At 70.2% G+C, this 24,282-nt stretch carries 27 protein-coding genes and 1 pseudogene; 17 read left to right on the top strand and 11 right to left on the bottom strand.

Features of this window, described 5'->3' with window-relative positions; genetic code table 11:
• The first annotated feature begins 16 nt into the window (after nucleotides 1–16).
• From pigE to ACQB60_RS32140, 8 genes are all read left to right on the top strand, one after another.
• Nucleotides 17–2,590, top strand: a complete 2,574-nt coding sequence (gene pigE / locus ACQB60_RS32175; RefSeq protein WP_496929627.1) for a prodigiosin MAP biosynthesis aminotransferase PigE — start codon at nucleotides 17–19, stop codon at nucleotides 2,588–2,590.
• 50 nt (nucleotides 2,591–2,640) lie between these two features.
• Nucleotides 2,641–2,904 (top strand): acyl carrier protein, encoded by a 264-nt coding sequence (locus ACQB60_RS32170; protein WP_496929626.1) that lies wholly within the window; start codon nucleotides 2,641–2,643, stop codon nucleotides 2,902–2,904.
• The gene (locus ACQB60_RS32165) at nucleotides 2,901–4,157 is read left to right on the top strand and encodes a beta-ketoacyl-[acyl-carrier-protein] synthase family protein (protein WP_496929625.1); all 1,257 of its coding nucleotides are present in this window, start codon (nucleotides 2,901–2,903) and stop codon (nucleotides 4,155–4,157) included. The genes ACQB60_RS32170 and ACQB60_RS32165 overlap by 4 nt, the downstream gene beginning before the upstream one ends.
• A 197-nt stretch (nucleotides 4,158–4,354) precedes the next feature.
• Entirely contained in the window at nucleotides 4,355–4,924 is a 570-nt protein-coding gene (locus ACQB60_RS32160) for a hypothetical protein (RefSeq protein WP_496929624.1), read from the top strand.
• A gap of 82 nt (nucleotides 4,925–5,006) precedes the next feature.
• Entirely contained in the window at nucleotides 5,007–5,651 is a 645-nt protein-coding gene (locus ACQB60_RS32155) for a hypothetical protein (protein ID WP_496929623.1), read from the top strand.
• A 127-nt stretch (nucleotides 5,652–5,778) separates the two neighbouring features.
• Entirely contained in the window at nucleotides 5,779–6,681 is a 903-nt protein-coding gene (locus ACQB60_RS32150) for a class I SAM-dependent methyltransferase (protein WP_496929622.1), read from the top strand.
• A 435-nt stretch (nucleotides 6,682–7,116) separates the two neighbouring features.
• A complete protein-coding gene (locus tag ACQB60_RS32145) occupies nucleotides 7,117–7,416 on the top strand; it encodes a hypothetical protein (protein ID WP_496929621.1) in 300 nt (99 codons plus the stop codon).
• A 75-nt stretch (nucleotides 7,417–7,491) separates the two neighbouring features.
• Entirely contained in the window at nucleotides 7,492–7,848 is a 357-nt protein-coding gene (locus ACQB60_RS32140) for a cupin domain-containing protein (RefSeq protein ID WP_496929620.1), read from the top strand.
• Here ACQB60_RS32140 and ACQB60_RS32135 read toward each other — a convergent pair.
• A complete protein-coding gene (locus ACQB60_RS32135; protein ID WP_496929619.1) occupies nucleotides 7,845–8,351 on the bottom strand; it encodes an HXXEE domain-containing protein in 507 nt (168 codons plus the stop codon). The two genes, ACQB60_RS32140 and ACQB60_RS32135, sit on opposite strands and share 4 nt — an antisense overlap.
• A 125-nt stretch (nucleotides 8,352–8,476) precedes the next feature.
• Here ACQB60_RS32135 and ACQB60_RS32130 point away from each other — a divergent pair, with 125 nt between their 5' ends.
• Nucleotides 8,477–9,124 (top strand): TetR/AcrR family transcriptional regulator, encoded by a 648-nt coding sequence (locus ACQB60_RS32130; protein ID WP_496929618.1) that lies wholly within the window; start codon nucleotides 8,477–8,479, stop codon nucleotides 9,122–9,124.
• 114 nt (nucleotides 9,125–9,238) lie between these two features.
• On the opposite strand, the gene ACQB60_RS32125 is transcribed toward ACQB60_RS32130, so the two are convergent.
• On the bottom strand, nucleotides 9,239–9,760 hold the full coding sequence (locus tag ACQB60_RS32125) for a cupin domain-containing protein (RefSeq protein ID WP_496929617.1): 522 nt from the start codon (nucleotides 9,758–9,760) through the stop codon (nucleotides 9,239–9,241).
• A gap of 144 nt (nucleotides 9,761–9,904) precedes the next feature.
• On the opposite strand from ACQB60_RS32125, the gene ACQB60_RS32120 reads away from it, so the two are divergent.
• The 5 genes and pseudogenes from ACQB60_RS32120 to ACQB60_RS32100 all read left to right on the top strand — a co-directional run bounded on the left by ACQB60_RS32120 (nucleotide 9,905) and on the right by ACQB60_RS32100 (nucleotide 13,075).
• The gene (locus ACQB60_RS32120) at nucleotides 9,905–10,411 is read left to right on the top strand and encodes a MarR family winged helix-turn-helix transcriptional regulator (protein ID WP_496929616.1); all 507 of its coding nucleotides are present in this window, start codon (nucleotides 9,905–9,907) and stop codon (nucleotides 10,409–10,411) included.
• 202 nt (nucleotides 10,412–10,613) lie between these two features.
• On the top strand, nucleotides 10,614–10,901 hold the full coding sequence (locus ACQB60_RS32115) for an alpha/beta hydrolase family protein (protein ID WP_496929615.1): 288 nt from the start codon (nucleotides 10,614–10,616) through the stop codon (nucleotides 10,899–10,901).
• A 12-nt stretch (nucleotides 10,902–10,913) separates the two neighbouring features.
• Nucleotides 10,914–11,069, top strand: a pseudogene (locus ACQB60_RS32110) (prolyl oligopeptidase family serine peptidase); the annotation flags it as partial.
• Between the two features lie 49 nt (nucleotides 11,070–11,118).
• Nucleotides 11,119–12,477, top strand: a complete 1,359-nt coding sequence (locus ACQB60_RS32105; protein WP_496929614.1) for an alpha/beta hydrolase family protein — start codon at nucleotides 11,119–11,121, stop codon at nucleotides 12,475–12,477.
• A gap of 133 nt (nucleotides 12,478–12,610) precedes the next feature.
• Entirely contained in the window at nucleotides 12,611–13,075 is a 465-nt protein-coding gene (locus tag ACQB60_RS32100) for a GNAT family N-acetyltransferase (RefSeq protein ID WP_496929613.1), read from the top strand.
• Nucleotides 13,076–13,181: 106 nt separating this feature from the next.
• Here ACQB60_RS32100 and ACQB60_RS32095 read toward each other — a convergent pair whose 3' ends face one another.
• From ACQB60_RS32095 to ACQB60_RS32075, 5 genes are all read right to left on the bottom strand, one after another.
• Nucleotides 13,182–13,796 carry an FMN-binding negative transcriptional regulator gene (locus tag ACQB60_RS32095; RefSeq protein ID WP_496929612.1) on the bottom strand — a complete coding sequence of 205 codons (615 nt, stop codon included), beginning with the start codon at nucleotides 13,794–13,796 and terminating at the stop codon, nucleotides 13,182–13,184.
• Nucleotides 13,797–13,825: 29 nt separating this feature from the next.
• Nucleotides 13,826–14,797, bottom strand: a complete 972-nt coding sequence (locus ACQB60_RS32090) for an aldo/keto reductase (protein ID WP_496929611.1) — start codon at nucleotides 14,795–14,797, stop codon at nucleotides 13,826–13,828.
• Nucleotides 14,798–14,970: 173 nt separating this feature from the next.
• Nucleotides 14,971–15,354: a hypothetical protein gene (locus ACQB60_RS32085; protein WP_496929610.1), complete on the bottom strand. Its 384-nt coding sequence runs from the start codon at nucleotides 15,352–15,354 to the stop codon at nucleotides 14,971–14,973.
• Nucleotides 15,355–15,583: 229 nt separating this feature from the next.
• A complete protein-coding gene (locus ACQB60_RS32080; RefSeq protein WP_496929609.1) occupies nucleotides 15,584–16,789 on the bottom strand; it encodes a metallophosphoesterase in 1,206 nt (401 codons plus the stop codon).
• Between the two features lie 158 nt (nucleotides 16,790–16,947).
• Nucleotides 16,948–17,472 carry a TetR/AcrR family transcriptional regulator gene (locus ACQB60_RS32075; RefSeq protein ID WP_496929608.1) on the bottom strand — a complete coding sequence of 175 codons (525 nt, stop codon included), beginning with the start codon at nucleotides 17,470–17,472 and terminating at the stop codon, nucleotides 16,948–16,950.
• Between the two features lie 97 nt (nucleotides 17,473–17,569).
• On the opposite strand from ACQB60_RS32075, the gene ACQB60_RS32070 reads away from it, so the two are divergent.
• The gene (locus ACQB60_RS32070; protein ID WP_496929607.1) at nucleotides 17,570–18,277 is read left to right on the top strand and encodes an MBL fold metallo-hydrolase; all 708 of its coding nucleotides are present in this window, start codon (nucleotides 17,570–17,572) and stop codon (nucleotides 18,275–18,277) included.
• A gap of 124 nt (nucleotides 18,278–18,401) precedes the next feature.
• Here the strand turns inward: ACQB60_RS32070 and ACQB60_RS32065 are convergent, their stop codons facing one another.
• Complete coding sequence (locus ACQB60_RS32065; RefSeq protein ID WP_496929606.1) at nucleotides 18,402–19,412, bottom strand: LysR family transcriptional regulator; 1,011 nt, start codon at nucleotides 19,410–19,412, stop codon at nucleotides 18,402–18,404.
• 241 nt (nucleotides 19,413–19,653) lie between these two features.
• Here ACQB60_RS32065 and snpA point away from each other — a divergent pair, with 241 nt between their 5' ends.
• Together snpA and ACQB60_RS32055 are read left to right on the top strand one after the other, a co-directional pair.
• Nucleotides 19,654–20,319, top strand: a complete 666-nt coding sequence (snpA, locus tag ACQB60_RS32060; RefSeq protein ID WP_496929605.1) for a snapalysin — start codon at nucleotides 19,654–19,656, stop codon at nucleotides 20,317–20,319.
• Between the two features lie 66 nt (nucleotides 20,320–20,385).
• Nucleotides 20,386–21,084 carry a hypothetical protein gene (locus tag ACQB60_RS32055; RefSeq protein ID WP_496929604.1) on the top strand — a complete coding sequence of 233 codons (699 nt, stop codon included), beginning with the start codon at nucleotides 20,386–20,388 and terminating at the stop codon, nucleotides 21,082–21,084.
• A gap of 16 nt (nucleotides 21,085–21,100) precedes the next feature.
• Here the strand turns inward: ACQB60_RS32055 and ACQB60_RS32050 are convergent, their stop codons facing one another.
• The 3 genes from ACQB60_RS32050 to ACQB60_RS32040 all read right to left on the bottom strand — a co-directional run bounded on the left by ACQB60_RS32050 (nucleotide 21,101) and on the right by ACQB60_RS32040 (nucleotide 24,110).
• On the bottom strand, nucleotides 21,101–21,370 hold the full coding sequence (locus tag ACQB60_RS32050; protein ID WP_496929603.1) for a hypothetical protein: 270 nt from the start codon (nucleotides 21,368–21,370) through the stop codon (nucleotides 21,101–21,103).
• A gap of 195 nt (nucleotides 21,371–21,565) precedes the next feature.
• Complete coding sequence (locus tag ACQB60_RS32045; RefSeq protein WP_496929602.1) at nucleotides 21,566–22,318, bottom strand: helix-turn-helix transcriptional regulator; 753 nt, start codon at nucleotides 22,316–22,318, stop codon at nucleotides 21,566–21,568.
• A gap of 76 nt (nucleotides 22,319–22,394) precedes the next feature.
• The gene (locus ACQB60_RS32040) at nucleotides 22,395–24,110 is read right to left on the bottom strand and encodes an amidohydrolase (RefSeq protein ID WP_496929601.1); all 1,716 of its coding nucleotides are present in this window, start codon (nucleotides 24,108–24,110) and stop codon (nucleotides 22,395–22,397) included.
• Between the last annotated feature and the right edge of the window lie 172 nt (nucleotides 24,111–24,282).

Raw genomic sequence — 24,282 nt, 5'->3', positions numbered from 1 at the left:
TCGGAGCTATCTCCCCATGCCGGCCACCTTCGGCTTTCTCGCTCATCCCATCAGTTCCGGCCACCGCAACCAGGTCCGCGCCATGGATCTGCTCGGCCGCCTTCTCGACGACCACCGCGGCACGCCCGAGCCGCGCGGCACCAGGCGCCACCACGTGCCCGTGCCGCTCCTGACCTCCGTGACCTCCGCCACCGGCGCCACCGCGACCGGCGAGGTCCGCCATCTGCCCTACACCGCCCAGCAGTTGCTGGCCCGACCGACCACCGCACGGGACCTCGTCGTCGCGGAGGTCTCCGCGCTGCGCGACGAGGCGGGGGCGCAGCTCGTCGGCCTCGGCGGCGCGACGTCCATCGTGGGCGACCGCGGCCTGTGGACCGCCGAACAGGTCGGCATCCCGGTCACCAGCGGCAACTCCCTGACCGTGTACGCCGCCCACGCCGAACTCCGGCACGTCGTCGAGGTGTTGGGGCTCACCCCGGACCGCACCCGGGTGGCCGTCGTCGGCTACCCCGGCTCCATCGGCCTGGCCGTCGCCAAGCTGCTGCTCGACGACGGCTTCCCGCTCGACCTGGTCGCCCGCATCGGCACCCAGTCCCCCGAGCGGCTCCTGCGCCACCTGGACCCGGTCCACCACGACCGGGTGCGGCTCGTCGACGACGTCGCGCAGTGCACCGCCGAGACCCTCCTGTACGTCACCGCCTCCTCGGTCGGCGGCCTCGTCGACCCGGCCGCGCTGCGCCCCGGCTCGATCGTGGTCGACGTGGCACTGCCCCGCGACGTGGCCGCGCCGGCCGCCGCGGGCAGCGACGTCCTGGTCATCGACGGCGGTCTGGTCAGCGCCTCCGACGACGTCCAGGTCGGCGACGGATCGCTGCCCGCCCCCGCGCAGCAGCTCAACGGCTGCCTCGCCGAGACCATCGTGCTCGCCCTCGAAGGCCGCGCCGAATCCTTCTCTCTCGGCCGCGAGCTGGGCCTGGAGGGGGTGCGCACCATCGGGGCCCTCGCCGCCCGGCACGGCTTCCGGCCGACACCGCTGGCCTCCTTCGGCCGCACCGTCCACGACGACGACGTGGCCCGTCTGGCCCGCCACCACCGCCCGGCCCACGCCTCTGCCCCCTCCCCCGCGCCGGACCCGGCCGACGCCACCGAGACACCGCGCCGCTTCGCCCAGCACGTCAACCCGCCCATGGCCCGCCTCTTCGCCGCGCACGGACTCGACCGGGTCTTCACCGGCGGCAGCGGCGCCACTCTGACGACGGCCGACGGCACCGACTACCTCGACTTCATCGCCGGTTACGGCTGCCTCAACCTCGGCCACAACCACCCCGAAGTCACGGGCAGGCTGCGGCAGTTCCTCGACCGGTCGGCGCCGACGTTCGTGCAGTACGTCTCCATGCCCACGCACTCCGCGGAACTCGCCGAGCGCCTCAGCGCCGTATCTCCCGGCCGCCTGGAGAGGGTCTTCTTCAGCAACTCCGGTACGGAGGCGGTCGAGGCCGCGCTCAAACTGGCACGGGCCGGCACCGGCCGCACCCGCCTCGTCCACGCGGACAACAGCTACCACGGCAAGACCCTCGGCGCCCTCTCCGTCACCGGACGCGACGGCCACCGCGCGCCCTTCGGGCCCCTGCTGCCGGAGACGGTCCAGGTTCCCTACGGAGACCTCCAGGCCCTGGAGCAGGCCATCGAGGGGGCGGCCGGATTCATCGTCGAGCCGGTGCAGGGCGAGGGCGGTGTGGTCCTGCCGCCTCCCGGATACCTGCGCGCCGCACGGGAGTTGTGCCGCAAGGCGGGGGCGGCGTTCATCCTCGACGAGATCCAGACAGGGCTCGGCCGCACCGGCGCACTGTTCGCGGCCGATCACGACGGGCTCGAACCCGACATCCTGTGCCTGGCCAAATCCCTCTCCGGCGGCCTGGTCCCGATCGGCGCGACCCTGTGCTCGGCCGACCTGTGGGACGCCGCGTACGGCACCACCAACCGCTCCATGCTGCACTCGTCGACGTTCGGGGGCGGCAACTTCGCGGCAGCCGCGGGACTCGCCACCCTCGACGTCCTGACCGGCGACGACCTGCCCGCCCACGCCCGCAAGGTCGGTGAGCACCTGCGCGGCAGGCTCCGCGACGTCACCGCTCCGTACGGCTTCGTCAAGGACGTGCGCGGCGTCGGCATGATGACCGCCATCGAGTTCGACGGGGACTTCACAGGCGCCGTGCGCGCACTGACGGACGAGGCACTCACCCGCTTCCCCGGCGATCTGCGCACCCTCGTGGACTGGCTGCCCGACGATCTCCTCGACGCCCTGTCCGGCGTCGGACGTGCCGTGGAGTCCACCCTCGGCGACCTGTTGTGCCTGCGGTTCGTGGGAACCCTGGCGCGCGACCACCGGATGCTGACGTTCGTCACCGCCAACCGCACCGGCGTCCTGCGCATCCAGCCTCCGCTCGTCCTCGACACGGCACAGGCCGACCGGTTCGTGGAGGCGGTCGACGAGGTGTGCCAGGGGCTCGCCCTCCACGCCGACCTGGACGCCTGGCAGCGCCCAGCCGTGCGGCCCGTGTCGGCCGCGTCGCCCGTGCCGTCGTCCTGAGCTCTCCCGAACCCTCTCCCCCACGTGGCCCTTGAAAGGACCAGCCCATCATGAGCAACACCCTTCAGCAGCAGATGACCGACTACCTCGTCGACCGCCTCGGCCTGCTCCCCGAGGAGATCGGCCCGCAGGCCCGCTTCAAGGAGGACATGGGCCTCGACTCCCTGGACATGGTGGAGCTCGTCTCTCTCCTGGAGTCCCACCTGGGCGCCGCCGTCGCCGACACCGCGCTCGAACACCTCACCACCCTGCAGGACGTCGTCGCGTACCTGGAGGAGCACGGCAACGCCGCCCCCTCCCAGGCGTCGGCATGAGCGCGGCCCAGGGCGGCCGTCGCGTCGTCGTCACCGGCATCGGCCCGGTCACCCCCCTGTCGACCGGCGCCAAGCGCTTCCAGGTGGCCCAGATGGAGGGGCGCAGCGCGATACGGGCACTGACCCGCTTCGACGCTTCCGCCTTACCCGTCCGAATGGCCGGCGAGGTGGACCTGCCCGAGGACCTCGCCCCGGACCGGCGGACCGCGAGGATCACCGACCGGGTGACGCATCTCGCCCTCGCCGCGGCCGAGTTGGCCCTGCGCGACAGCGCCCTCGACCTCACGGCCGAGGACACCGACCGTATCGGCGTGGTCATCGGCTCCGGGGTCGGAGGCGGCACGAGCACGGAGGACAACCTCCGCGCCTCCTTCGCGAAGGGCGACCACCGCGGCCTGTCCGCACGGTTCATCCCGGCGACGATGGTCAACAGCTCCGCCTCCTGGGTCGGCATCACGTACGGCCTGACGGGACCGAGCAGCGCCTCGGTGACCGCCTGCGCCTCCGCGGCCGACTCGCTCGTCGCCGCCCACCAGATGATCACCAGCGGCGAGGCCGACGTCGTCCTCGCCGGCGGCGCCGAAGCCCCGGTGGTCCACTCGATGCTCGGCGGCTTCGCCAAGATGCGGGCCCTGTCGACGCGCAACGACGAACCCGAGCGGGCCAGCCGCCCGTTCAGCGCCGACCGCGACGGCTTCGTCCTCGCCGAGGGCGCCGCCGTCCTCGTCCTGGAGGAGGCGGGACACGCGGCGGCGCGCGGAGCCCTTCCGCTCGCGGAGTTCAGCGGCTACGGGAGGTCGTCGGACGCCTACCACATCACCGCCCCGCGCCCGGACGGCTCCGGAGCGGCGAAAGCGGTCACCGCTGCACTCCGGTCCACCGGCCTCTCCCCGCAGGACATCGACCTCGTCAACGCCCATGGCACCGCGACGTCCTTCAACGACGCCGGGGAGGCGGCCGCACTCCACCTGGCGCTCGGCGACGCGGCCCGGCGGATCCCGGTGACGGCCACCAAGTCGCTCACCGGGCACACCCTGGGCGCGTCCGGCGCCATCGAGGCGGTCTCCGCGATCCAGAGCATCGTGCACCGGGCGATCCCGCCCACGGCCAACCTCGACACACCGGACGAGACGCTCGGCCTCGACGTGGTCGGCGCAGGCGGCAGGGAGGCGGACATCAACACCGTGCTGTCGAACTCGTTCGCCTTCGGCGGGCACAACGTGGTGCTGGTGTTCCGGCGGCACACCCGCTGAACAGCCACTGGTCTCGCGACCGCGAGGCTCACAGCGACGGCTGCCCCAGGACCTTCCCCGGGGCGGCCGTCGCACCGTGCCAGCAGCCATCTGGTCCGATCCCAGCCAAACATCACAGTTGCCACTGATCCCGACACGAGCCTTGCCAGCATGGATCGGACTCTTGCCTGCTGCATCAGCTTCCGCCCGGGGGGATCATGAGCCGCATCGCCAGCGCGTCCGCACTCGCCACAGTCTGCTGCCTGAGTCTTGCAGCCTGTTCCGACAGTGCCGACCACAGCGACCCGCAGCCACAGCCGAAGCCGCGCACCGCACTCAAGTTCGGGCAGACCGCCACAGTGGCCGGCGCCCTCAGGGGCACCGTGCAGATCACCGCGGAGACCATCGTCTACGCAGAGAAGGCCGGGAGTTCCACCCCGGAACGCGAAGTCTTCGCCATCGTCCGCTACGAAACCGGGAACCGGTCCACGAGCTCCGTCACCCAACTCGGAGAGACCGCATTCCAGTGGAAGGCACCCGACGGCAAGGCAATCCCGGCAGGGAACACTTCGCCGGCACAAGGAATCGGACCTATTGGATTCAGTGAGGGCAGTCGCCGCGTGTCACCCAGGACATCTCAGGCCGACACGGTCGCGTTCGACCTCACCGAGGCCGACAAGGGCGGAACCCTCGTCTATGTCGACGGCGACAAAGTCACCTTCACATGGAAGATGCCTTCCACGGACTCGGGGTCCAGTGCCAAGGCGCTCAAGATCGCACTGGACTGAATCCGGCGGCAGCGTCATCCCCCCTCCCCCTTCTCTGTCAGTACTTCCGCGCAGGACAACCTAGGCAGGCAGGTGGGCAACCGTGGGAGAATCGCACCCGCTCCTGACGTTCTTCACGGCTGCCGCCGACGGTTGCTTCCCGGCGGCCGACGGGCGGGTGACGGTGTTGCCGCCCCTGGCCGGGGGACTCGAGTGCTCGGTCGCCTTCACCGGACACGCCGTCGTCGCCACTGCCCTGACCAGCCAGGCCGTATACGCCCAAAGACCGGATGGCTTCGGTGCGTCGCTCTCGCCGGACTTCCTGCGTCACCTGGCCGGCCCGAAGGGTTGGATCGACGTCATCGACGCGACACTCACGGCCCGCGGAACGGGAGGCCCGCCACGTCTGGCAGAGCTGACCGACGCGGATGATCATCCACGCGTCCGCCATGCCCGAGAACTGCGGACGAACGTCAAGGTCTACGGTGACGAACGCGGCCTCATCACCCTGGCCGACGGCCTCGCCGGGCGACGGGAACTGAGCATCGAACTCCACAACGTCCAAGACGGCAGCCACAGCCAAGGACACGGGCGGTCGCTCCTCGCCGATGCCCTTTCCCTGGTTCCGGAAGCCGCCCCGGTCTTCGCCGCCGTTTCCCCCGGCAACGCCCGCTCCCTACGGGCTTTCCTCGCGTGCGGGTTCACCCCCCTGGGCAGCGAAGTCCTGCTGCGTCCTGAGGGGAGGTAGCCAGGCTCATCGCCTGCGTCTCAGCCGGCATGTGAACCATCGGTGTTCCCTGCATCGCGGCATCTGTAGCGGGTGCCCGGCACTCCCCTCCTCAGGTCCCTCGGAACCAGACATCTAGGCTGACGCCGTGACTGATGAGCAGGAGCGGGTGCAGCCGTCGGGAGTGTGGGCCACGGCGGTGGGAGTGGCCAGGGTGCGGGCGCTGGAGACAGAGCGGGAGAACGCGCTGTTCCGCGATCCACTGGCACGGGCGTTCGCCACCGCAGGCGGCCTGTGGCCCTCCTCGCCTCCGCCCGATGACGAGGCCGCTCGACGCCGCCGCCTGGCCGTGTCGTTCTCCATCGTCATCAGGACGAAGTTCCTCGACGACCTGTTGCAGCAGGCATCCGCCTCCGGCGTCCGGCAGGTCGTGCTGCTCGGTGCCGGCATGGACAGCCGGGCCTTCCGGATCAACTGGCCTGCAGGCACCCGGTTGTTCGAGGTCGACACCGCCGCGCCACTGGACTTCAAGGCTTCGGTACTGCGCCAGGAGCGGGCCGTCGCCCGCTGCGAGCGGATCACCGTCGCGGTGGATCTACGTGAGGACTGGCCGGCCGCGCTGGCCGCCGCCGGGCACGACCCGGCCCTCCCGACCGTATGGATCGCCGAAGGACTGCTGATCTATCTACCCGAGGACGCGGTGGAGCTGTTGCTGGCCCGGATCGGCGCGCAGTCGGCGCCAGGCAGTCGGATGGGGCTGACCTTGGGCTCGCGCGGCGTGATCGAGCGCTTCGGCGCGGACTCCGCGCCGGGATCGGCGGCGTCCATGTGGGTCTCGGAGATGCCCGACGACCCGGTGACCTGGCTGGCCGGGCACGGCTGGGAGGCCGAAAGCCACACCTTGCGCGAGCGGGCTGCCGCCTACGGCCGCCCGACCAGCGCCCCGCCGCAGCGCGAGGAGCGGCCTGGCGGACTGATTTCGGCGGTGCGCCGGAAGAGCGTCTCTCCTAGGTCAGGTGCCAGCGATACGGAAGGCGACATTGCCGGATGAGTGAAAGGTGACGCTCACGCCAGATCCGGGCCTGCCGCAGGATGCAGTGAACGTGGATCCGTTCGCCGCCAAGATGCGCCACACGACGCCCCAGGAGGCAGACTTGTAACTGCCGGGCTGCTGCCCGCCCTACATCGTCATGGTCGTCGTTGTCGGCGAACGCTCACCCGACGCTCTCCACAAGTACCTGCTGCCGGGCGACGACCTCCCAGCACACGCGGCCGACCTCACCACCCGTGCCCTGATCACAAACACCGCCGACGGTCACCTACAGCTCACCTCCACTGGCCAAGCGGCCCACACCCGGGTCAAGAGAGCATCCCGGCCGTCAAGGCCCGCCTCGACGATCAGGCGGCCCAACTGGTCTGCCCAGGGGCCGGGAACTGAAGGACGACCGAGCGGGTTCGAGAGAAGAACCGCATCTACGCTTGAGAGATGGTGCGTTCCGAGGACATGGCGCTGCTGGAGTGGTGGGCGAACGAGTCCACCTGCCTGACCCTCATCCCGGTCATGGTGACAACCTCCGCCAGTCCAGGTGAGTGGGAGGCCGTGATCCCGCCCCCTTTCGATCACGACGCCCGCGAAGATCTGCAGCTACTCCTCGACGCGGACCCGTACTTCACCCTCCGCTTCGACGCCTCAGCCATCAACGTGCAGGCGGAGGACTTCGACGGCCTCGACCGCATGCGGCTGATCGCCCTCCCTCAGCCACAACCGCCGGGCGGCCCGGCGTGATCGGACAGGTAAGTCGTGGCGGGGGGCCGTAAGCACCACTTGAGCTCACAGGAGCAGCTGCTAGCGTCCGGGCTTGTGAACGACAGCGTGTACGTAGGCAACGCGGGCAAGGATGCGGCACTGGACCGCGGATGGCTCCTTGGCCATTTCAAAGACGTCGGCGATCCACGCCACAGCGATGCCCTTGAGATCAAATGGGGCGTCCACCCTCGCGGTGACCAGCGATCGCAGTGGGTGAAGGGCGAGGAACGCACAGCCCTCCTGGTTCTCATCAGCGGCCGCTTCCGCGTCGAACTGCCCGGACGCAGCGTCCTGTTGGAGGAGCAGGGTGATTACGTCGTGTGGGGGCGCGGAGTCGACCACTCATGGTTCGCGGAGGAGGAGTCGGTGGTGCTGACTGTCAGGTGGCCGTCCGTGCCCGGCTACGCCTAGGAACTCGCCACCCGAGTCAGGCGTCGCGCCAGCGCATGCGCAGTGCCCGCCGCCGCAGGGAGCAGGGCGAGGCTGAGGGCTCGGGAAGCGGGCGGGAGGCCGGCGCGGCGCAGGTGGGACAGTGCCCACACGCTGTAGGGGATGACCACGGTTGGGGAGGTCGCGACGCCTGGGGTGAGGCCGCGGTAGGCGGCTGACTGGGCGAGGTGCACCACGCCGTGGAGGCCGAAGCCGGTCAGGACCGTGCGGAAGAAGGCGCTGTGGCCCCGGGTGCGGGCGCCGTCTGCCGCGGCGGCCGCCATGAGCAGGGCCATCAGGCCGATCGCGGTGTTCACCTGGGGCTGGGTGACTTCCATCCGCTTCCACATCGCGTCCGGGACGCGGGGGAAGCGGGCTTTGAGGCGTGGTCCGGCGGTGCGGGACCAGGGGGCCATGGTGAGGAGTTCTTCCAGGTCGTTGGCCGCCCAGGCCGCGAACAGTCCCCAGTAGACGCCGGCGGGCACTACGTGGGGCTCAACTGGTTCCGCCTGATGGGCTGTTGCCCTGTGCCGCCGTGCACGAGCCATGACTTCCCCACTTCCCCTCCAGAAACACAACGCAACGTTGCGTTGTGTTTTACACTAGCGTCATGCGCGAATCCAGCACAGCCGGCACGAGCGGCACGAGCAGCGCGAGCAACTCCCGGACACGCACCGCAGGTACCGGTCCGCGCGCCGCCGAACGCATCCACGAGGCCACGCTGGAACTCCTCATCGAACGCGGCTACCAGCGGCTGACCGTGGAGGCTGTCGCACAGAAGGCGGGGGTCAACAAGACGACGATCTACCGGTGGTGGCCCTCCAAGGGGCCACTGCTGCGGGCCGCCCTGCTCCACTCGCAGGTGCTCGACATCGACATCCCCGACACCGGAGACCTCCGGGGTGACCTGATCGCGCTCGCAGGGCAGATGACCCGCCTGGTGAGCGGAGAGCGCACCGGTCCCGTCGCCCGCGCCATGCTCAGCGGCGGCGGCCAGGACGAACTCGCCTTCCTCGCCCGGGACTTCTTCGCCGACCGCCTCGAACGGGAGCGGCCACTGTTCACCCGCGCCGTCGCCCGCGGCGAGCTGTCCGCGGACACGGACCCCGCCCTCCTCGTGGACCTCATCGCGGGCGCCGTATGGATGCGGATCCTGCTGCGCCAACTCCCGGCCGAGGAAGGGTTCGTGGAGTCCGTCGTGGACGCGGTACTTCAGCCCACCGGCGTCCAGGTCACATCCGTCAAGAATCCACGCTGACAGTTCGGAGCGAGATCCGCCGGAACGGGAAGACGGGGCCCGGCAGATGGCGCCACCCCCCTGGGCCGCGCCCGCCGAGATTCTCGACAGCAGCCGCTCGTACGGCCCACACCTCTATACGACCCCCGGCTCGAAGTCCTCCTCGAAGTAGCTGTCGTGCCGCACACGGAACTCCTTGAGCTCCTCGCCGCCGCGCTGCGACATCTCCGCGACCCTCTCGAAGAACTCCTCGCGCGGGGCACCCGGGGAGAAGAGCATGAGCATCGACATGGGCTCGTCCGTCACGTTCTTGAAGGCGTGCAGGCCGCCGGGCGGCACGTACAGGAAATCACCGGCTCCGCCGGTCACCCACTTGTCGCCGTTGAAGAGCTCCAGCTTTCCGGAGAGGACGTAGAAGGACTCCGACATCGCCTTGTGGAAGTGGGTCTTGGCGCCCGCGGCGCCCGCTGCCAGGTCCACCTGGTACAGGCCGTACTCGCCGCCGGTCGACTCGTGCGTGGCGAGGTAGCGATAGACGTCGCCGCGGGGCGTGGTGAGGTCCGGCGGGGTGTCGGCGCTTCGGAAGGACGCGTTCACCTCACCCCTGTCGCCGTGGTAGCGGGGCTCGGGGTACTGGAGGTGCTCCGGGTGCGACATCGTGCGCTCCTGTCGTTCAGACTCGACACTCTCAACGTTGAGATAAAAGCATCAGGTTCTCTCAGCGTCAAGTGTCTCGAATCTAAGAGAATCAAGATTGGTAGAGTCTCCGCCGAGAGAGCCAGCAGCGAGAGGGTGGCAGCAGTGAGCGATGCCGTGGACGCGATCATCAGCCAGTGGGTCGAGGAGCGCGCCGAAGTCGAGGACAACCTCTGGCCGGTGCAGCTCTTCGGGCGCATCCAGCGGCTCGCGGTGATCGTCGAGAAGACGGTCAAGGCGACGGCTCGCCAACACGGCCTGGACGTGGGCGAGTTCGACGTCCTCACCACGCTGCAGCGCTCCGGACCCCCCTATGCCCTCACCGCCGGCACCTTCCTCAAGGCATCCATGGTGTCCTCCGGCACTATCACCAATCGCATCGACAAGATGGAGGCGAAGGGCCTGGTGGAGCGCGTGCGCGACGGGAAGGACCGGCGCACCGTCAAGATCCGTCTCACCGAGCACGGGCACGAAGTCACCCGCGCCCTCTTCACCGACCATCTGGCGAACTACGCACGGCTGCTCGCCGATGTCGACCGCGACCTGGTCGAGAAGTCCGCCGACGCCCTCCGGCCGGTGCTGGAGGCTCTGGGCGACACCTCCATCAAGTGACGGCCCGCCCGCGCCGCTCTTCGGCGACGACTCTGTGAGGCCGTATGTCCCGGAGGGAGCATTCACGGTGGCTGGGCCGCCGTGGACCAGTGCAGTACTCAGCGGCCCACGAGCGGTCTCTTCCTCGCGGTCAGCCCGCCCAGAAGTACATCTCCTCCACGAAGCGTTGGTCGCTCCAGTCCTTGACATGCCATTCCGAGACATGCCATTCCGACTCAAGGCGCGGGCCACCGGGCTGGAGGCGCCCGTGGCCGGAGTCGTCCGGATCGGCGACGAGAGCGTGTCCGAGGTCCTGTCCACCGCACTGTCCTGCGGCGGCAGTTGGTTTCCTCCGGACGGCGCGTTCACCGGCGACGGTCCTGTGCTGACGATCGGAACGGAGATGGAGGGCATCCTGAGCACGCCCGCGGGCGAAGGGCCCTTCCCTCTCGTCGTGAACATCCACGGCGGTCCCCGCCGGGGGTTCCGCGACGTCTGGTCGATGAAGTAGGCGTGGGTACCGCTGCTCGTCTCCCGGGGGTACGCGGTCCTCAACCCCAATCCGCGCGGCAGCAGCGGACGCGGGCAGGCGTTCGTCGGCCAGGTCGTCGGCGACATGGGCGGTGCGGACACCCATGACTACCTCTCCGGCATCGACGCACTGGTCGAACGAGGCATCGTCGACGGGTCCCGTGTCGGGCTGATCGGCGGCAGATACGGGGGGCTTCATGTCGTCCTGGCTCGCTACCCAGGACACCCGGTTCGCGGCGGCCGTCCCGATCGCCCCGGTCATCGACTGGAGCAGCCAGAGCTTCACGAGCAACATCGCGGCCTGGGGCAACCGGTTCCTGGACGCCGATCCGCAGCAGCACGCGACCCGCGCGCACACCCGCAGCCCGGTGCTGCACGCCAGCAAGGCCCGCACGCCGTGCCCGGTGGTCGCCGGTGCGCTGGACAACTGCACGCCACCGGGGCAGGCCCAGCAGTTCCATCAGGCGCTGCGCGCACGGGGTGCCGTCGACGCTGGTGATCTACCCCCACGAGGGCCACGGGGTGCGTGCGTACCCGGCGCAGATCAACTTCCTGACGCGGGTGCTCGACCACTTCGCGCGCCACATGCCCGCGACTCGGGCAACTTCCTCGGGATCTGGGGGAGGTTGATCGGTGCACCTCTGTCAGATCCTACTGGCGGCATCACCACCATGAACGCCATCACCACCACCCCGCCGCGGCCGCTCGACGTGACCGCGCTCTTCCCCCAACTGGTTCCGCTGGCATGCAGGGCGACCCGGCTGCACCCACGCCCGGGGCCCCGACAGTGCACGACAGCTCCGCCGGCGGGGCCGCTTCTGTGGCCCCGCCGACGAGCCGTGGACGTACTGCGACGAGCCGCACGCCAGCCGTGTGACGCGGTGGTCCACGCACCGGGGGACATCCGCCTCTATCCCCGCATCTGGGCCGCTTCGGACGAGCGGCTGCGCCTCGCCCCCCCGAAGCACCCCCGTGGACCCCCGAGGACCCCCGAGGACCCCCGAGGAACGGGGGACCTTGGAGCGGTTCAGCGCGGGTCGTCCGTGGTTCGACGGCCCGGTCCCTCTCCTGACCGTCGCCCAGCTCTACACCCTCGACGTCCCCTTCCCGTGCCCACCCGACGCGGACCTCCTCCAGGTCCTGTGGTGCCCCTTCGGCCACGAGGAGGCCGCCCACCCCGAACCGCCCTCTTCTGGCGCCCCTCCACCACCGTCACCGACGTCCTCGACGCACCGCCCGAGCCGCCCGTCGTCCAGTCCGCGTCCTACCTCCCGGAGCCGTGCCCGTTCGCACCGGAGCAGGTCACCGAGTTCCCCAACCCCGCGGAACTGGACGAGGAATTGAGGGGTCAGCTCGAAGACCGGCGGTTGGACCCGCTGGAGCCCATCGACCCCGTCGACCGCTCCTGCTCCGAGTGCGGAACCGACGAGTCCCGCACCTCACCATCGCCTCATCGGAATGGGACGGCGGCAGCGAGACCTGGATCGCCGAGGAGGAACGAACCACCTCCCCCCCCCCGTCTCCCCCGGGCGCCCGTGACGGCAACTTCACCTTGATGGACGTCACCGGCGGCAACAAACTCCAGCTCCACGCCTGCCCGGCCGGCCCCTCCCACCCTCACTTCGAGCTGCTCCAGTGAGCCCTGGTCCCGCATCAGGCACCGCTCGCCCCGTCTGCCAGACTGCCCGGATGATCGTGAGACGCGCCCAAGAGCAGGACTTCCCGAGCTTCCTCAGCCTGGCGGCCGAGGTCGAGCAGTGGTTCGGCCCGATGGTCGGGGACTCCGAGTTCCATGACGCCGTCAACGATCACATTCATCGGTCCACCGCTCTCATTGCCGTCTCACAGCAGGAAGAAGTCCTGGGTGGACTGCTGTTCGGCGGCAAGGCTCCGACGTACCACGTGCACTGGCTCGTCGTCTCGGAGAAGGCACGCGGGCAGGGGTCCGGTCGTGCGCTGATGGAGGAGGCGACACGGAGGTGGGTGCGGGGGCCGGGCAGCATCGAGGTGGTCACCTTCGGGATCGACCATCCCGGCGCCGTCGACAGCGGAGCACGCGTCTTCTACGAACGTCTCGGCTTCTCCCCGGCCGAGGCCACCGACCGGGGGCCGGAAGGCGGGTCCCGGCAGATCTTTCGTCGGGTCGTGACGTGATGCGAGCGACGCCGCGCCTCCCTCAATAGGCCACGGCAGCACGGTTGTTGCGAATGTGCGACGCGGTGGCGAGACGGCCCGTCCGGCCCCCGTCAGGCAATACCGCTCAACTGCCCGATCGACGCAGCAAGTGCCCCCGTGCGGCGGCGTCCCGTCGTCCGTCTCGCGCCGAGAGATGCGCAGCGACCGCCGTGCGGTGCGCTTCGTCCACGTTGCCGCCGAACTTGAACTTGCCGGTGACCTCGCCAACTGCCAGGCGCAGCCCACGGATCTGGCGCAGTCGATGCTCGTGCACGGCGGGGTCCGCGATCCCGCTCTCCGGCTCCAGCTCCTGGATCTGCTGCCGCAACACGTCGAGTTTCCCTTCCGGGGCTTCGATCACCTCGGCCGTGCAGCGCAGTTGGACGGACGCGTAATACACGGTGGGAATCCCCCTTGAGGGATCCTCGTCACCGATCGCCTTCCATGCGCCGGGAATGTACGCCCAGTCGTCGACGACGCTCAGGAGAACAGCCGCGTTTTCGCGCACCGCCTCGAAGACCGGATTGGCCGAGGCCAGATGCAGCAACACCGTGTCGTCGTCGGCCAGAACGAACTGCGTGGGCACCACGACGGGAAAGACTCGTTCGCTCCCGGGCGCAATGAGTTGCCCGAATCCGTGACTGCGCACGAATTCCAGCGACTCCTCCCGACTGCCACGGTCATGGGGGCGTATCAGCATGTAACGGGACCCTACACGGAACGGATTTCCTACCTGAAACCGGCGATCGCGCGGGGCGTGTAGCCCGATTCCAGGTCCTCCACTTCGCTGTCGGTGAGCGTCAACTCCAGCGAGGCGACGGCCTCTTGGAGGTGGCGGAGCTTCGTCGCGCCGACGACCGGGGCAGAGACCACCGGGTTGCGGGAGACCCAGGCGAGGGCGATCTGCGCGGGTGAGACCTCGCGCTTGGCGGCGAGTTCGGCGACCCGGTCGACGATCGCGGCGTCGCTGTCCGGGTAGAAGTTCTGGAGCGACTCGTCCCTCTCCGAGCGCGCGGTGGACTCGCTCCACGGCCGCGTGAGACGGCCCCGGGCGAGCGGGCTCCACGGGATGACACCGACGCCCTGGTCCGCGCAGAACGGGAGCATCTCCCGCTCCTCCTCCCGGTAGAGGAGGTTGTACTGGTTCTGCATCGACACGAATCGCGTCCAGCCGTTCGCCTGGGCGGTGAACTGGGCCTTGGCGAACTGCCAGGCGTACATCGAGGAAGCGCCGATGTAGCGGGCCTTCCCCGCCTTGACCACGTCGTGGAGCGCTTCCATCGTCTCCTCGATCGGGGTCACGCGGTCCCAGCGATGGATCTGGTAGAGGTCCACGTAGTCGGTGCCGAGCCGTCGCAGGCTGTGGTCGATCTCGGTGAGGATCGCCTTGCGGGAGAGACCGGCGCCGTTGGGGCCCGGCCGCATCCGCCCGGTCACCTTGGTCGCGATGACGACCTCGTCGCGCGTGGTGAAGTCCCGCAGCGCCCGTCCGACGATCTCCTCGCTCGTGCCCGCGGAGTAGACGTTGGCGGTGTCGAAGAAGTTGATCCCGGCGTCGAGGGCGGCGCGGATGATCTCCCGGCTCGGCTCCTCCTCCATCGACCAGGGGTGACCGCCCTGCGCGGGCTGCCCGAAACTCATGCATCCCAGACAGACCGCCGAGACCTCAAGTCCGGTGCTTCCCAGCCGCGTGTAGTGCATCGTGCCCTCCTGGCAGACAGTCGCGTGACAACGCCACCGCATCACATGGGGCGCAAGAGAAGCCAACCTGGCCCGAATTGATGGTGTGCGTCTGGCGGGATCACCGTGTGCCCGAGTGGGACGAAGGCCCCGACCGGGACACGATGGTCCTGGCCGGGGCCTCCGGACACGGCCTAGCAGTGCGACATGCCCCTCGGCGGATCGTGCGGCGTGTTCACGTTGCCACCCCACACGTACACGTCGTCGAGCCAGTGGCCGATCCATACGGAGCCGAAGTACCAGACGTTGGTGTTGTGCCCTCCCTGGTGGACCGGTGTGCCGTGCGTGTAGCACCCCACGTCCATGGTCACCTTGCGCGACGTGATGTACACGCGATTGTGCGCGCGGACGAACGGGGTGGTCCGGACGCTGCTGTTGGCGTCGACCGTGTAGGTGGTCCGCACCGCGGGGCCGGCGTCCGCGGCGTTCGCCGCCGGCGCCGTCCCGGCCGCGAGGCCGGTCACCGCGCACACCGCCACCAGCGCACCGGCGAGCGCGCCTCGTCGCATGTTGAGCATGTGTTCTCCCCCCTGTGGAGTGCGTTCGTGGAATGCGTACGTGGCTGGTCCTGCCACGCGGTCCATGGTGGGACCGGCGGGCAGCCGAACGCGTCAACCCAGTGACGTACCGCGGTAGGTGGAGCCCTGCGTACCGCAGGAGTTTGCGTTCCTGCGTGCGCACCACCCTGGGTGGAAGCGGAGAGGTTCAGGGAGCCCCGTCAACGCTTCGGGCGCTGCGGCGAGGCAGCTACTGCGGGGAGCGGAGTACGAGCAGGGTGATCTCGCTGGGGGCGAAGACGCGGAACGGCGGGCCCCAGAAGCCGGTGCCGCGGCTGGTGTAGAGGAGAGTGCGGGCGCCGTGGTGGCTGAGGCCGGCGAGGGCGGGCTGGTCGATGCGGACCAGGTGGTGGAAGGGCCAGATCTGGCCGCCGTGGGTGTGGCCGGAGAGTTGGAGGTCGACGCCGCCGGCGGCCGCCTGGTCGACGAACTTGGGCTGGTGGGCCAGGAGCAGGACGGGGTGGTCGGGGTCGGCGCCGTGCAGGGCCCCGGCGAGGTGGGCGCGGTGGCCTGCGAGGCCGGAGGACTCGGCGGTGACGTCGTCCACGCCCGCGACCACGAGGGTGTCGCCGCCGCGCTCGAGCAGCAGGTGGCGGTTGCGCAGCGGCTCCCAGCCCAGCTCGTCCATCAGGTCGACCCAGCCCTGAGCCTGGCTGTAGTACTCGTGGTTGCCGGTGACGTAGACCCGGGCGCGGGTGGCCTGGACAGTGCCGAGCGGGGCGGCCTGGGCGCGGCGGCGTGCCGCCGTGCCGTCCGCGATGTCTCCGGTGTGGCAGACCAGGTCGGCCTGCAGTGTGTTCACCGTCGCGCAGACGCGTTCCGACCAGCGGGTGCGGTTGAGCGGGCCGTAGTGGGTGTCGGTGATGAGCGCGACGCGGGTTCCGTCCAACCCGGCGCCCAGGCGCGGAAGGTGCACGTCGAGGCGGCGTACCCGTGGGACCCGGCGGGCCTCGGCGTACCCCCAGGCGAGCAGCGCGGCGGCTGTGCCGAGGGTCGCCCAGGTGACGATCCGGGCCCGGTCCTGGCCGTCGCCGACGCCGGTCACGGTCAGGGCGAGCCGCAGCAGTGCGCCGAGCAGAACGGACCAGGTGAACAGGACCCAGCCGGCGCCCAGCAGGGTGTCCCCGATGATCGCCGCCCGGTCCTGCTGCCGTCGGCCGTGGCCGCGCATCATCGCGAGCGGCATCCCGATCAGGCCGAGGGTGAACAGGGCGGTGCCGGCCAGCGTGACAGAGAGCGGCCAGTGCTGGCCGGCGTACAGGAGCAGCCAGCAGGGCACGGTCCACAGCAGGACGGGGGCGATCAGGGGGAGGTAGCGCATCAGGCGGTGCAGTCGGCTCTGCTGAGGCGCGGGCGCTTCGCTGTCGGCGGATCGCGCTTCGCTGGTGCCGGTCACGCTTCCCCCTCCTTCAGTTGTCCAGGCTGCCGTCGCGCGAACTGTAACCGGTTGCCTTCTGGTCGGCCGGACGGGGTGCACATGGTGGTCAGGGGGCCGGGGTCAGGCGGTCAGGCGGTCAGGCGGTCAGGCGGTCAGGCGGTCAGGCGGTCAGGCGGTCAGGGCTTGAGTGCCCGGCGCATGCCGTGCAGGCCGTACTCGAAGGCGCTGTCGATGTCGCCCCCGAGCCGGAAGGCGCCGTTGAGCTCCATCTCGATGAAGCCGGTGGCCCAAGAGGTCAGCATGCGGGCCGCGTTGAGCGCGTCCTGCTCGCCCACGAGGTCCTGGGAGACGCGCAGTATCGGGCCCGCCGCGCGGGCGAGGGTTTCGGGTGGTGTGTGCGCGGAGTGCATCAGGCGGAATCCCTCAGGCCATGCCTGGGCGTGTCGCCGGTAGCAGCGCACCAGTTCCTCAAGGGTGCCGTCGGTCGCCTCCAGGCTCGTGGTCAGGTCGTCGACGGTGGCCTCGGCCACGGCGGCCAGCAGGGCGGCGCGGTTGGCGACGTGCTTGTACAGCGACGGCGCCCGTACCCCCACCCGCTCGGCGACGCTCTGCATCGTCAACCCCTGCTGGCCGCCTGCCTCCAGCAGGTCGCGGCCCGCGGCGACGATGTGAGGGAGCGAGGTCTTCTCCGGGGTCGGCATGGTCCACCCTTCCGGATTCAGGGCTATTGACGTTAGCCATCATAGCTAAGTAGCTTAGCCATCTCGGTTCCCCGTCCTTCTCCCCGGGAGAGGCCCCATGAAACTCGCACCTCATCTGCACCGCCTCGGCAATGATGTGGTGGCGTGCTACCTCGTCGACACCCCCGAGGGCATCACGCTCATCGACGCGGGCCTGCCCGGCCACTGGCGGGACCTGGAGCGCGAACTGAACTCCCTGGGCAAGTCCGCCGACGACATCCGCGGACTCGTACTGACCCACGGCGACTCCGACCACATCGGTTTCGCCGAACGCCTGCGCAGCGAGCACGGCGTGCCCGTGTTCGTGCATGCCGCCGACGCGGTGCGCGCCCGCACGGGAGACAAACCCAAGACCGCGCTCGGCCCCATGCGCCCGGGACCCACGCTCCGCTTCTTCGGCTACTCGCTGCGCAAGAACGGGCTGCGCACACGCTACGTCAGCGAGGTGACCGAGATCCATGACGGCGACGTCCTGGACCTGCCCGGCAAGCCTGCGATCGTGGGCATGCCGGGGCACTCTCCGGGAAGCGTGGCCGTGCATGTCCCGCTCGCCGACGCGGTCTTCGTCGGTGACGCGCTGACCACCCGGCACGTCCTCACCGGCCGCACCGGACCGCAGCCGGCACCGTTCACGGACGACCCGGCCGAAGCCCTCGCCTCGCTCGACAGGATCGCCGACCTCAAGGCGTCCTGGGTGCTTCCAGGTCACGGCACCCCCTGGCGCACCTCACCGGCGCAGGTCGGCGAAACGATCCGCAACAGCTGAGGCGCGCTCCCTCCAGGGCTTGGGCGTGAGCCCCTGGTACGGCCTCGCTGCTGCGGCACCGGGCCGTACCAGGCCACGCGACTCAGCAATCCCCGCTCACCAGCCCCTACCCACCAGCCCCTGCTCAGCAGTCCCCGCGCCCCGACGACGTGACGGGCTGCGGTCTGTGCTCCGAGGCCCGGCCCGCCCATTCCAGGGGCGAGTTGGCCAGCCATTCCCCGTAGACCGAAGAGCGCTGGGCCGCCTCCCAGTAGGCCGCCGCCAGCGCCGCGAACACCCAGCCCATGTCCGCCTCCCGCTCCGGTCGTGAGACAAGGAGCAGGCGGGCCGCCACCGGATCGCCGTGTACCGGCCGGACCACGACGCCGGGCTGCTGGCGGGACAGCGGCTGGCAGAACGTGATCACCTGGCCGGCCGCGACGAGCATCCCCGTCGTGTGGTAGTCCCCGAGGAGCACGTCGTCGTCCGGGCCCGGCGGGCCGAGCAGCCGCCGCAGCACGTCCCACTCGCCGTCCGCCGCAGGGTCCACCATCCATTGCTCATCGGCGAGTTCGGCCATGTGCAGGGTCGGCCGCGCGGCCGCCGGATGGTCCTTGGCGAGGACCACGAACTGGGGCTCCCGCTGGACGAGGACCCGCTGCCGCAGCCCCGCCCGGCCGGGCGGCAGATGGAGCGGGAAGCCCTCTATCTCGTGCACGAAGGCGACGTCGAGCTGGTCGGCGGCGACCATGCGGAGCAGCGCGTTGGAGGACACGTCCGTCTGGAGCCGGATCCGCCCGGCGGGACGGTGCGCCCGTAATCGGCGCAGCCAGCCCGGCAGCGCGACGCTCGCGGTCGAACCCAGGCGCAGGGGCGCGGTGTTGGCGCGCGCGGCGGCCGTCCTGCCGTCGGTGACGAGGGCCCGCATCTCCTCGACCATGGAGCGGGACCGGTCGAGGATGAGATGACCAAGGGGCGTGGGGCGGCAGCCCTCCCGCTCGCGGTGGAAGAGGAGCCCGCCGAGCAGCCGCTCGATGCGCTGCACCTGAGCCGTCAACGCGGGCTGACTGACGCCGAGTTGGCGGGCCGCCTTGTGCAGGCTGCCGGTCTCGGCGATGGCGCAGAGGGCACGCAGATGTCTCACCTCGAGCTCCATTCCCGGGAGATTACGGCCGCCTCAGACAGCTGCCAAGGGACGAGAGCGGGCGAGCAGTCGAGCGGGCGCGGGGCCGGTCCGGAGTTCCGGCCGAGGGGGGATAAGGCGCCCTTATCCCCGACTGTGATCGTTCCGGATCGGTCGGCCCCGCGGAGAGACTCGCCTCGTCCGGTCCCCCGCCGGACGCAACGGTTCCTCACCGCAGGGGCCGATCCCCCACTGGACAAGCAGGAGTTCCCCCATGAGAGCACTCAAGGCAGCCGTGGCCACCGCCCTCGCCCTCGGCCTGGCCTCCGCGGGCGCCACCCTCACCCCAGCCGCAGCCGCGCAGAGCACCCCCTCGTCCACGGCCAGATCCACCGATGCGACGGCCTTACGTTACGAGGCTTCCGGCGAGAACGCCGCGGCCAACAAGGCGTTCTTCGACGCCGTCATGGCATCGGTCGCCAAGAAGAGGGCCGCGAACCCGGGACTCGCCGCCGTCACCGTCACATACAACGCGTCCGCGGCACCCACCTTCCGCCAGCAGATAGCGAGCAGCACGAGCATCTGGAACAGCTCGGTGCGCAACGTGAAGCTCCAAGAGTCGGCAGGCAGCGCCGACTTCCGCTACCGGGAGGGCAACGACCCGCGCGGTTCCTACGCCAGCACGGACGGCCGAGGCCACGGCTACATCTTCCTCGACTACCGGCAGAACCAGCAGTACTACTCCGTGCGCGTCGTCGCCCACGAGACCGGGCACGTGCTCGGCCTGCCGGACCACTACTCGGGCCCCTGCAGCGAGTTGATGTCGGGCGGCGGCCCCGGCACCTCGTGCCGCAACACCCAGCCGAACCCGGCGGAGCGCAGCCGCGTCGACCAGATCTGGGCACGCGGCCTCGCCTCCGCGCTCAAGCCCACGGGCTGACCCCGCCCCGGCTCGGGCGGTGGGCCAACCGCCCGAGCCGCACCCTGGCCTGCGACTATGGGAGATATGGAACTCTTTGCGCCGGTGAGCGTCCTTGCGCTTCACCCCGTCCTTCCGCATCCGCAGGCGCAGAAGAAGGGGGCGGGCATACGGCCGCTGATCGATGGCCGTGACGTGCTGCAGGAGATCCACCCGGACGGCGATTCGAGCTGCTACCAGGAGAGGTGGTTCGGTCCGCACGAGACGTGGCCGCTGTGGGCCGCTGACGAGCCTCGCCGTGCCGAGCTGTCGAACAACGACTGTGACACCGGTTGCTGCGGGGGCGTCTTCGTCACCATCCAGCGCCACGGCGATCGCGTCGAATGGACAGGCTGGCAGAACACAGAGGACATCCGGATCCCTGTCCCGTCCGCGATCCACTTCGACGCCGCGCAGTACGACGCCGAACTGGCCAGGGTCGTGGCGGACCACAGTTGGGAGGAGCCCGTGGACGCCGCCGCTCGCTTGCTGGCACACCGGATGGCCGACTCCGACTGGTACGAGCGATGGGGCTGCGAGCCGTTCACGCACGGGATCTCCGTCACGGAGCGCGGCGAGTCTCCTGGCGTGCTGATGCCCTTCGTTACTGGTGGATTCGGTTCGGGTGGGGAGTTTCGCTGGTACGTGATGCCGGTTTCCTTGCAGGAGCCCGTGGAAGAGCAGGTTCGGCGCTTCGTTGACGAGATCACGACCGCAGACCCGCGGGAGAGCGCGAAAGGCCCCTGACGGCTGACGCGCTTGGTCAGGGCTCGTAGACCTCGGTCTGCATGTGGAACTCGAAGCTCACGCCGTCCGGTTCACGGGGTGTCGTCACCGCGTGGACGGGGTGGGTGGACATGCAGAGACTGGCGATCCGGGGCCGTGCGGTGGGCGGCGGCGGGAGGGTTTCCACTGCGTATACGTGGATGGTGTGGGCTCGGCGGACCAGGCGGCGGATCTGCACTTTGTACCCGGTGTTCTGCCGGAAACCGAGGGCGACGAACAGCACCCAGTCGACGGACCAGTCGACCACGGGGGGGTGCGGACGGCGGTGGCGGCTGGGTGGTGTCCACGCGCCACCACAGGCCCTCCCAGGCTGCCTGGCTGCGGATGGTGAGCGCCATCGCCCATACCCCGCGCTCCCTGTCCCGCTCTCCCCTGGCGGCTCTGCCATGAAGGCGCCGTCGTCGCGAGCCTTGCCCAGGCGTACCACCCCACCGGGTCCGTGTCAGCGGGAGGGCCCGATTCCCCAGGAGACGGCGCGGGCGGCGGCCGCCGCGCGGTTGGGGACGTCGAGTTTGGTGAGGATGTGCTCGATGTGCGTTCCCACTGTGCGCGGTGTGATGTACAGGCGCTCGGCGATCTCCCGGTTGGTGCGGCCTGCCGTCAGTTCCGCCAGGACCTCCAGCTCTCGTGGTGAGAGCCCGCCCGGTCGGCGTGCGCCCGCCTCCTCCCGAGACGTTGCCGCGCGGAGGTCGACGGCCGCGGTCAGCGCCTCGGTAAGAAGCGTGACCACGGCGCGCGCCGGATCAGGTGTGCGCCGCGGTCGCCGCGTACTGACGTTCAGCATGCCGACGTAACGGCCGTCGGCGGCGAACAGGCACTGGGCCACGCCGTCCTCGATGCCGAGCGGGGAGAGTACGTGCTGGAAGCCCGGGGACGACGCCAGGAGGTGTTCGGGGACGTCGCCCAGCCAGAGGCCGCCTCGGGCCGGGTGGTGGAGCACGGGGAACACCGGGTCGTGGTGGAGGCGGGTCTCGATGTAGGCGGTGGCGTCGTCCGGGTAGCTCCCGGCCGCGGTGGTGTGGCGTCGGCGCACCGGGTCCCAGCGGGCCAGCGAGGCGTGGTCGTACTCCATGACCTCGGACAGCGCGGACAGGACCGTGCCGAGTCCGGTCGCGCCGCTCGTGGCCCGTCTGGCGGCGTCCCGTACGTGGACGGCCGCGTCGAGGATGTCCGCCATGCTCGGCTCCGCTGCCATCCCCCAAGAATGATCTTGGAGTCAGAACGCGTCAAACGCGTCGACCACCGCGACCGCGGCGACCGCGGCGACCGCGTCAATGGCTGTCATTCCGCAGGGTGTTGTGAACGATCTTGCCGTCCATGACGGTGAGGACGACGGGCATCCGCGGAATGTCGTGCGGGTCGGCGGCGAGCAGATCGCCGTCGAGCACACAGAGGTCCGCCACCTTGCCCGGCTCCAGGGAGCCCTTCCAGTCGTCGGCGAAGTCCTGCCAGGCCGCGTCGATCGTGTACGTAAGGATCGCCTCGGCCAGGCCGATGCGCTGTTCGGGGCCACTGACCCGCCCCGTGGCCTTCGACTCGCGCAGCACCATGGTGGCGATGCCCTGGCGCCAGTCGGGAAAGGTGACGGGGGCATCCGAGCCGCTCGCGACCCGCACGCCGGCGTCGAGGGTGTCACGGTAGGGCCATGCGTACGCGGCGCGTTCGGTGCCGACGAACTCCTCCTCCATGTCGGCGACCGTCCACTTGATGGTCGGGTTCATGTTGACGCCGTAGCCGTGCTCGGCCAGCGCCTTCATGCTGCGTGCGGTGAGGAAGTCGCCGTGGATGACGTAATGGCGGGCGTCGCGCCGCGGGTGCGCGGCCTGGGCCGCGGCCAAGGCGTCCACGACGGTGTCGCAGGCGCGGTCGCCGGTGACGTGGATGCCCAGTTGGTGTCCGGCGGCGTGGGCGTGCGAGACGATGGCGTCGATCTCGGCGATCCGCTCGGTGTCGCTCTCTCCTGCGACGCACAGGTGGCCGCAGCCCCCGCCGTTGTACGGCTCGTGCATCCAGGCGGTCTTGTTGGGGACGATGCCGTCGGCGAAGACCTTGACCCCGTGGATCGCGAGGCGGCGCGGATCCGCGGTGTCGAGATCTTCGCCGAGGGCGCTGAGGGTGTGGGCGAACTCCTCGGCGGTGCTCGCCATTCCGGACGGCAGGAGCAGCACGCCGAGCCGGGCGGTCAGTTCGCCGTCGGCCAGCAGCCGGCGGTAGACCTCGAGGGTCTCGGCGCCGAGCGCGCCCCGCATGATGCCGTCGCCGCCGGGGCCGAGTCCGGGCTCGGTGTAGCTGGTGATGCCGAGCCGGGCGAACGTGGCGAGCGCCGATCTGATGGCGTCGGTCCGCTCCTGCCTGCTGAGGGGCGGCAGTGCGTTCTGGACGAGGGCCTGGGCCCCTTCGTGGAGCAGCCCGGTCGGCTCGCCGCTCGCGTCCACGACGATGGCGCCGCCGGGCGGAGCGACGGTGTGCCGGTCGATGCCGATGAGCTCCAGCGCCTTGGAGTTGACCCACGTGGCGTGCCCGGAGAAGGAGTACAGGACGACGGCGTGGTCCGGGCTGACGGCGTCGAGGTCGTGGCGCGAGGGCTGTCGCGAGGGGTCGGACACGCACTCGTCGAGGTAGCCGCTGTCCCAGCCGTGACCCACGATCCACTGTCCGGCCGGCGCCTGCCCGACGGCCTCCCGTACCGCCTCGGCGACGTCGGTCAGACGGGACACGGCGGAATGGCCGAGGTCGAGCGCGAGCGGCGGTGTCGCCATGCCGAAGGCGCAGCCGTGCAGATGGGAATCGTTGATGCCGGGGAGCAGCGTCGCCCCCCGAAGGTCGATGGTGCGGGTGTCGGGCCCGATGAAGGGCGCCACGTCGTCGCGCCCGCCGACCGCGCTGATGATCCCGCCGGTCACCGCCAGGGCCGACGCGACGGAGAACTCCGCGTCGACCGTGACCACATGCCCGCCGAGAAACGCCAGATCCGCGTACCTGTCCACAAGGGGGTCCTTTCGAAACCGGGCGCATCACTGACGCCCGCGAACGATCTCCCGAGGACTATGTCCGCGCGCCCCCTGCCCGCACATCGGTCATCCGACCGATACGTCCCCTCGTCGGCGCCAGTGCCCGGGCCAGGGTCAGCGCCGGTGCCGGTGCCAGGGCCACGGCTCA

This window comes from Streptomyces odontotermitis (assembly GCF_050510915.1).
In the GTDB taxonomy this organism is placed as follows: Bacteria; Actinomycetota; Actinomycetes; order Streptomycetales; family Streptomycetaceae; genus Streptomyces.
This window is presented reverse-complemented; position numbering and strand designations above follow the sequence as displayed.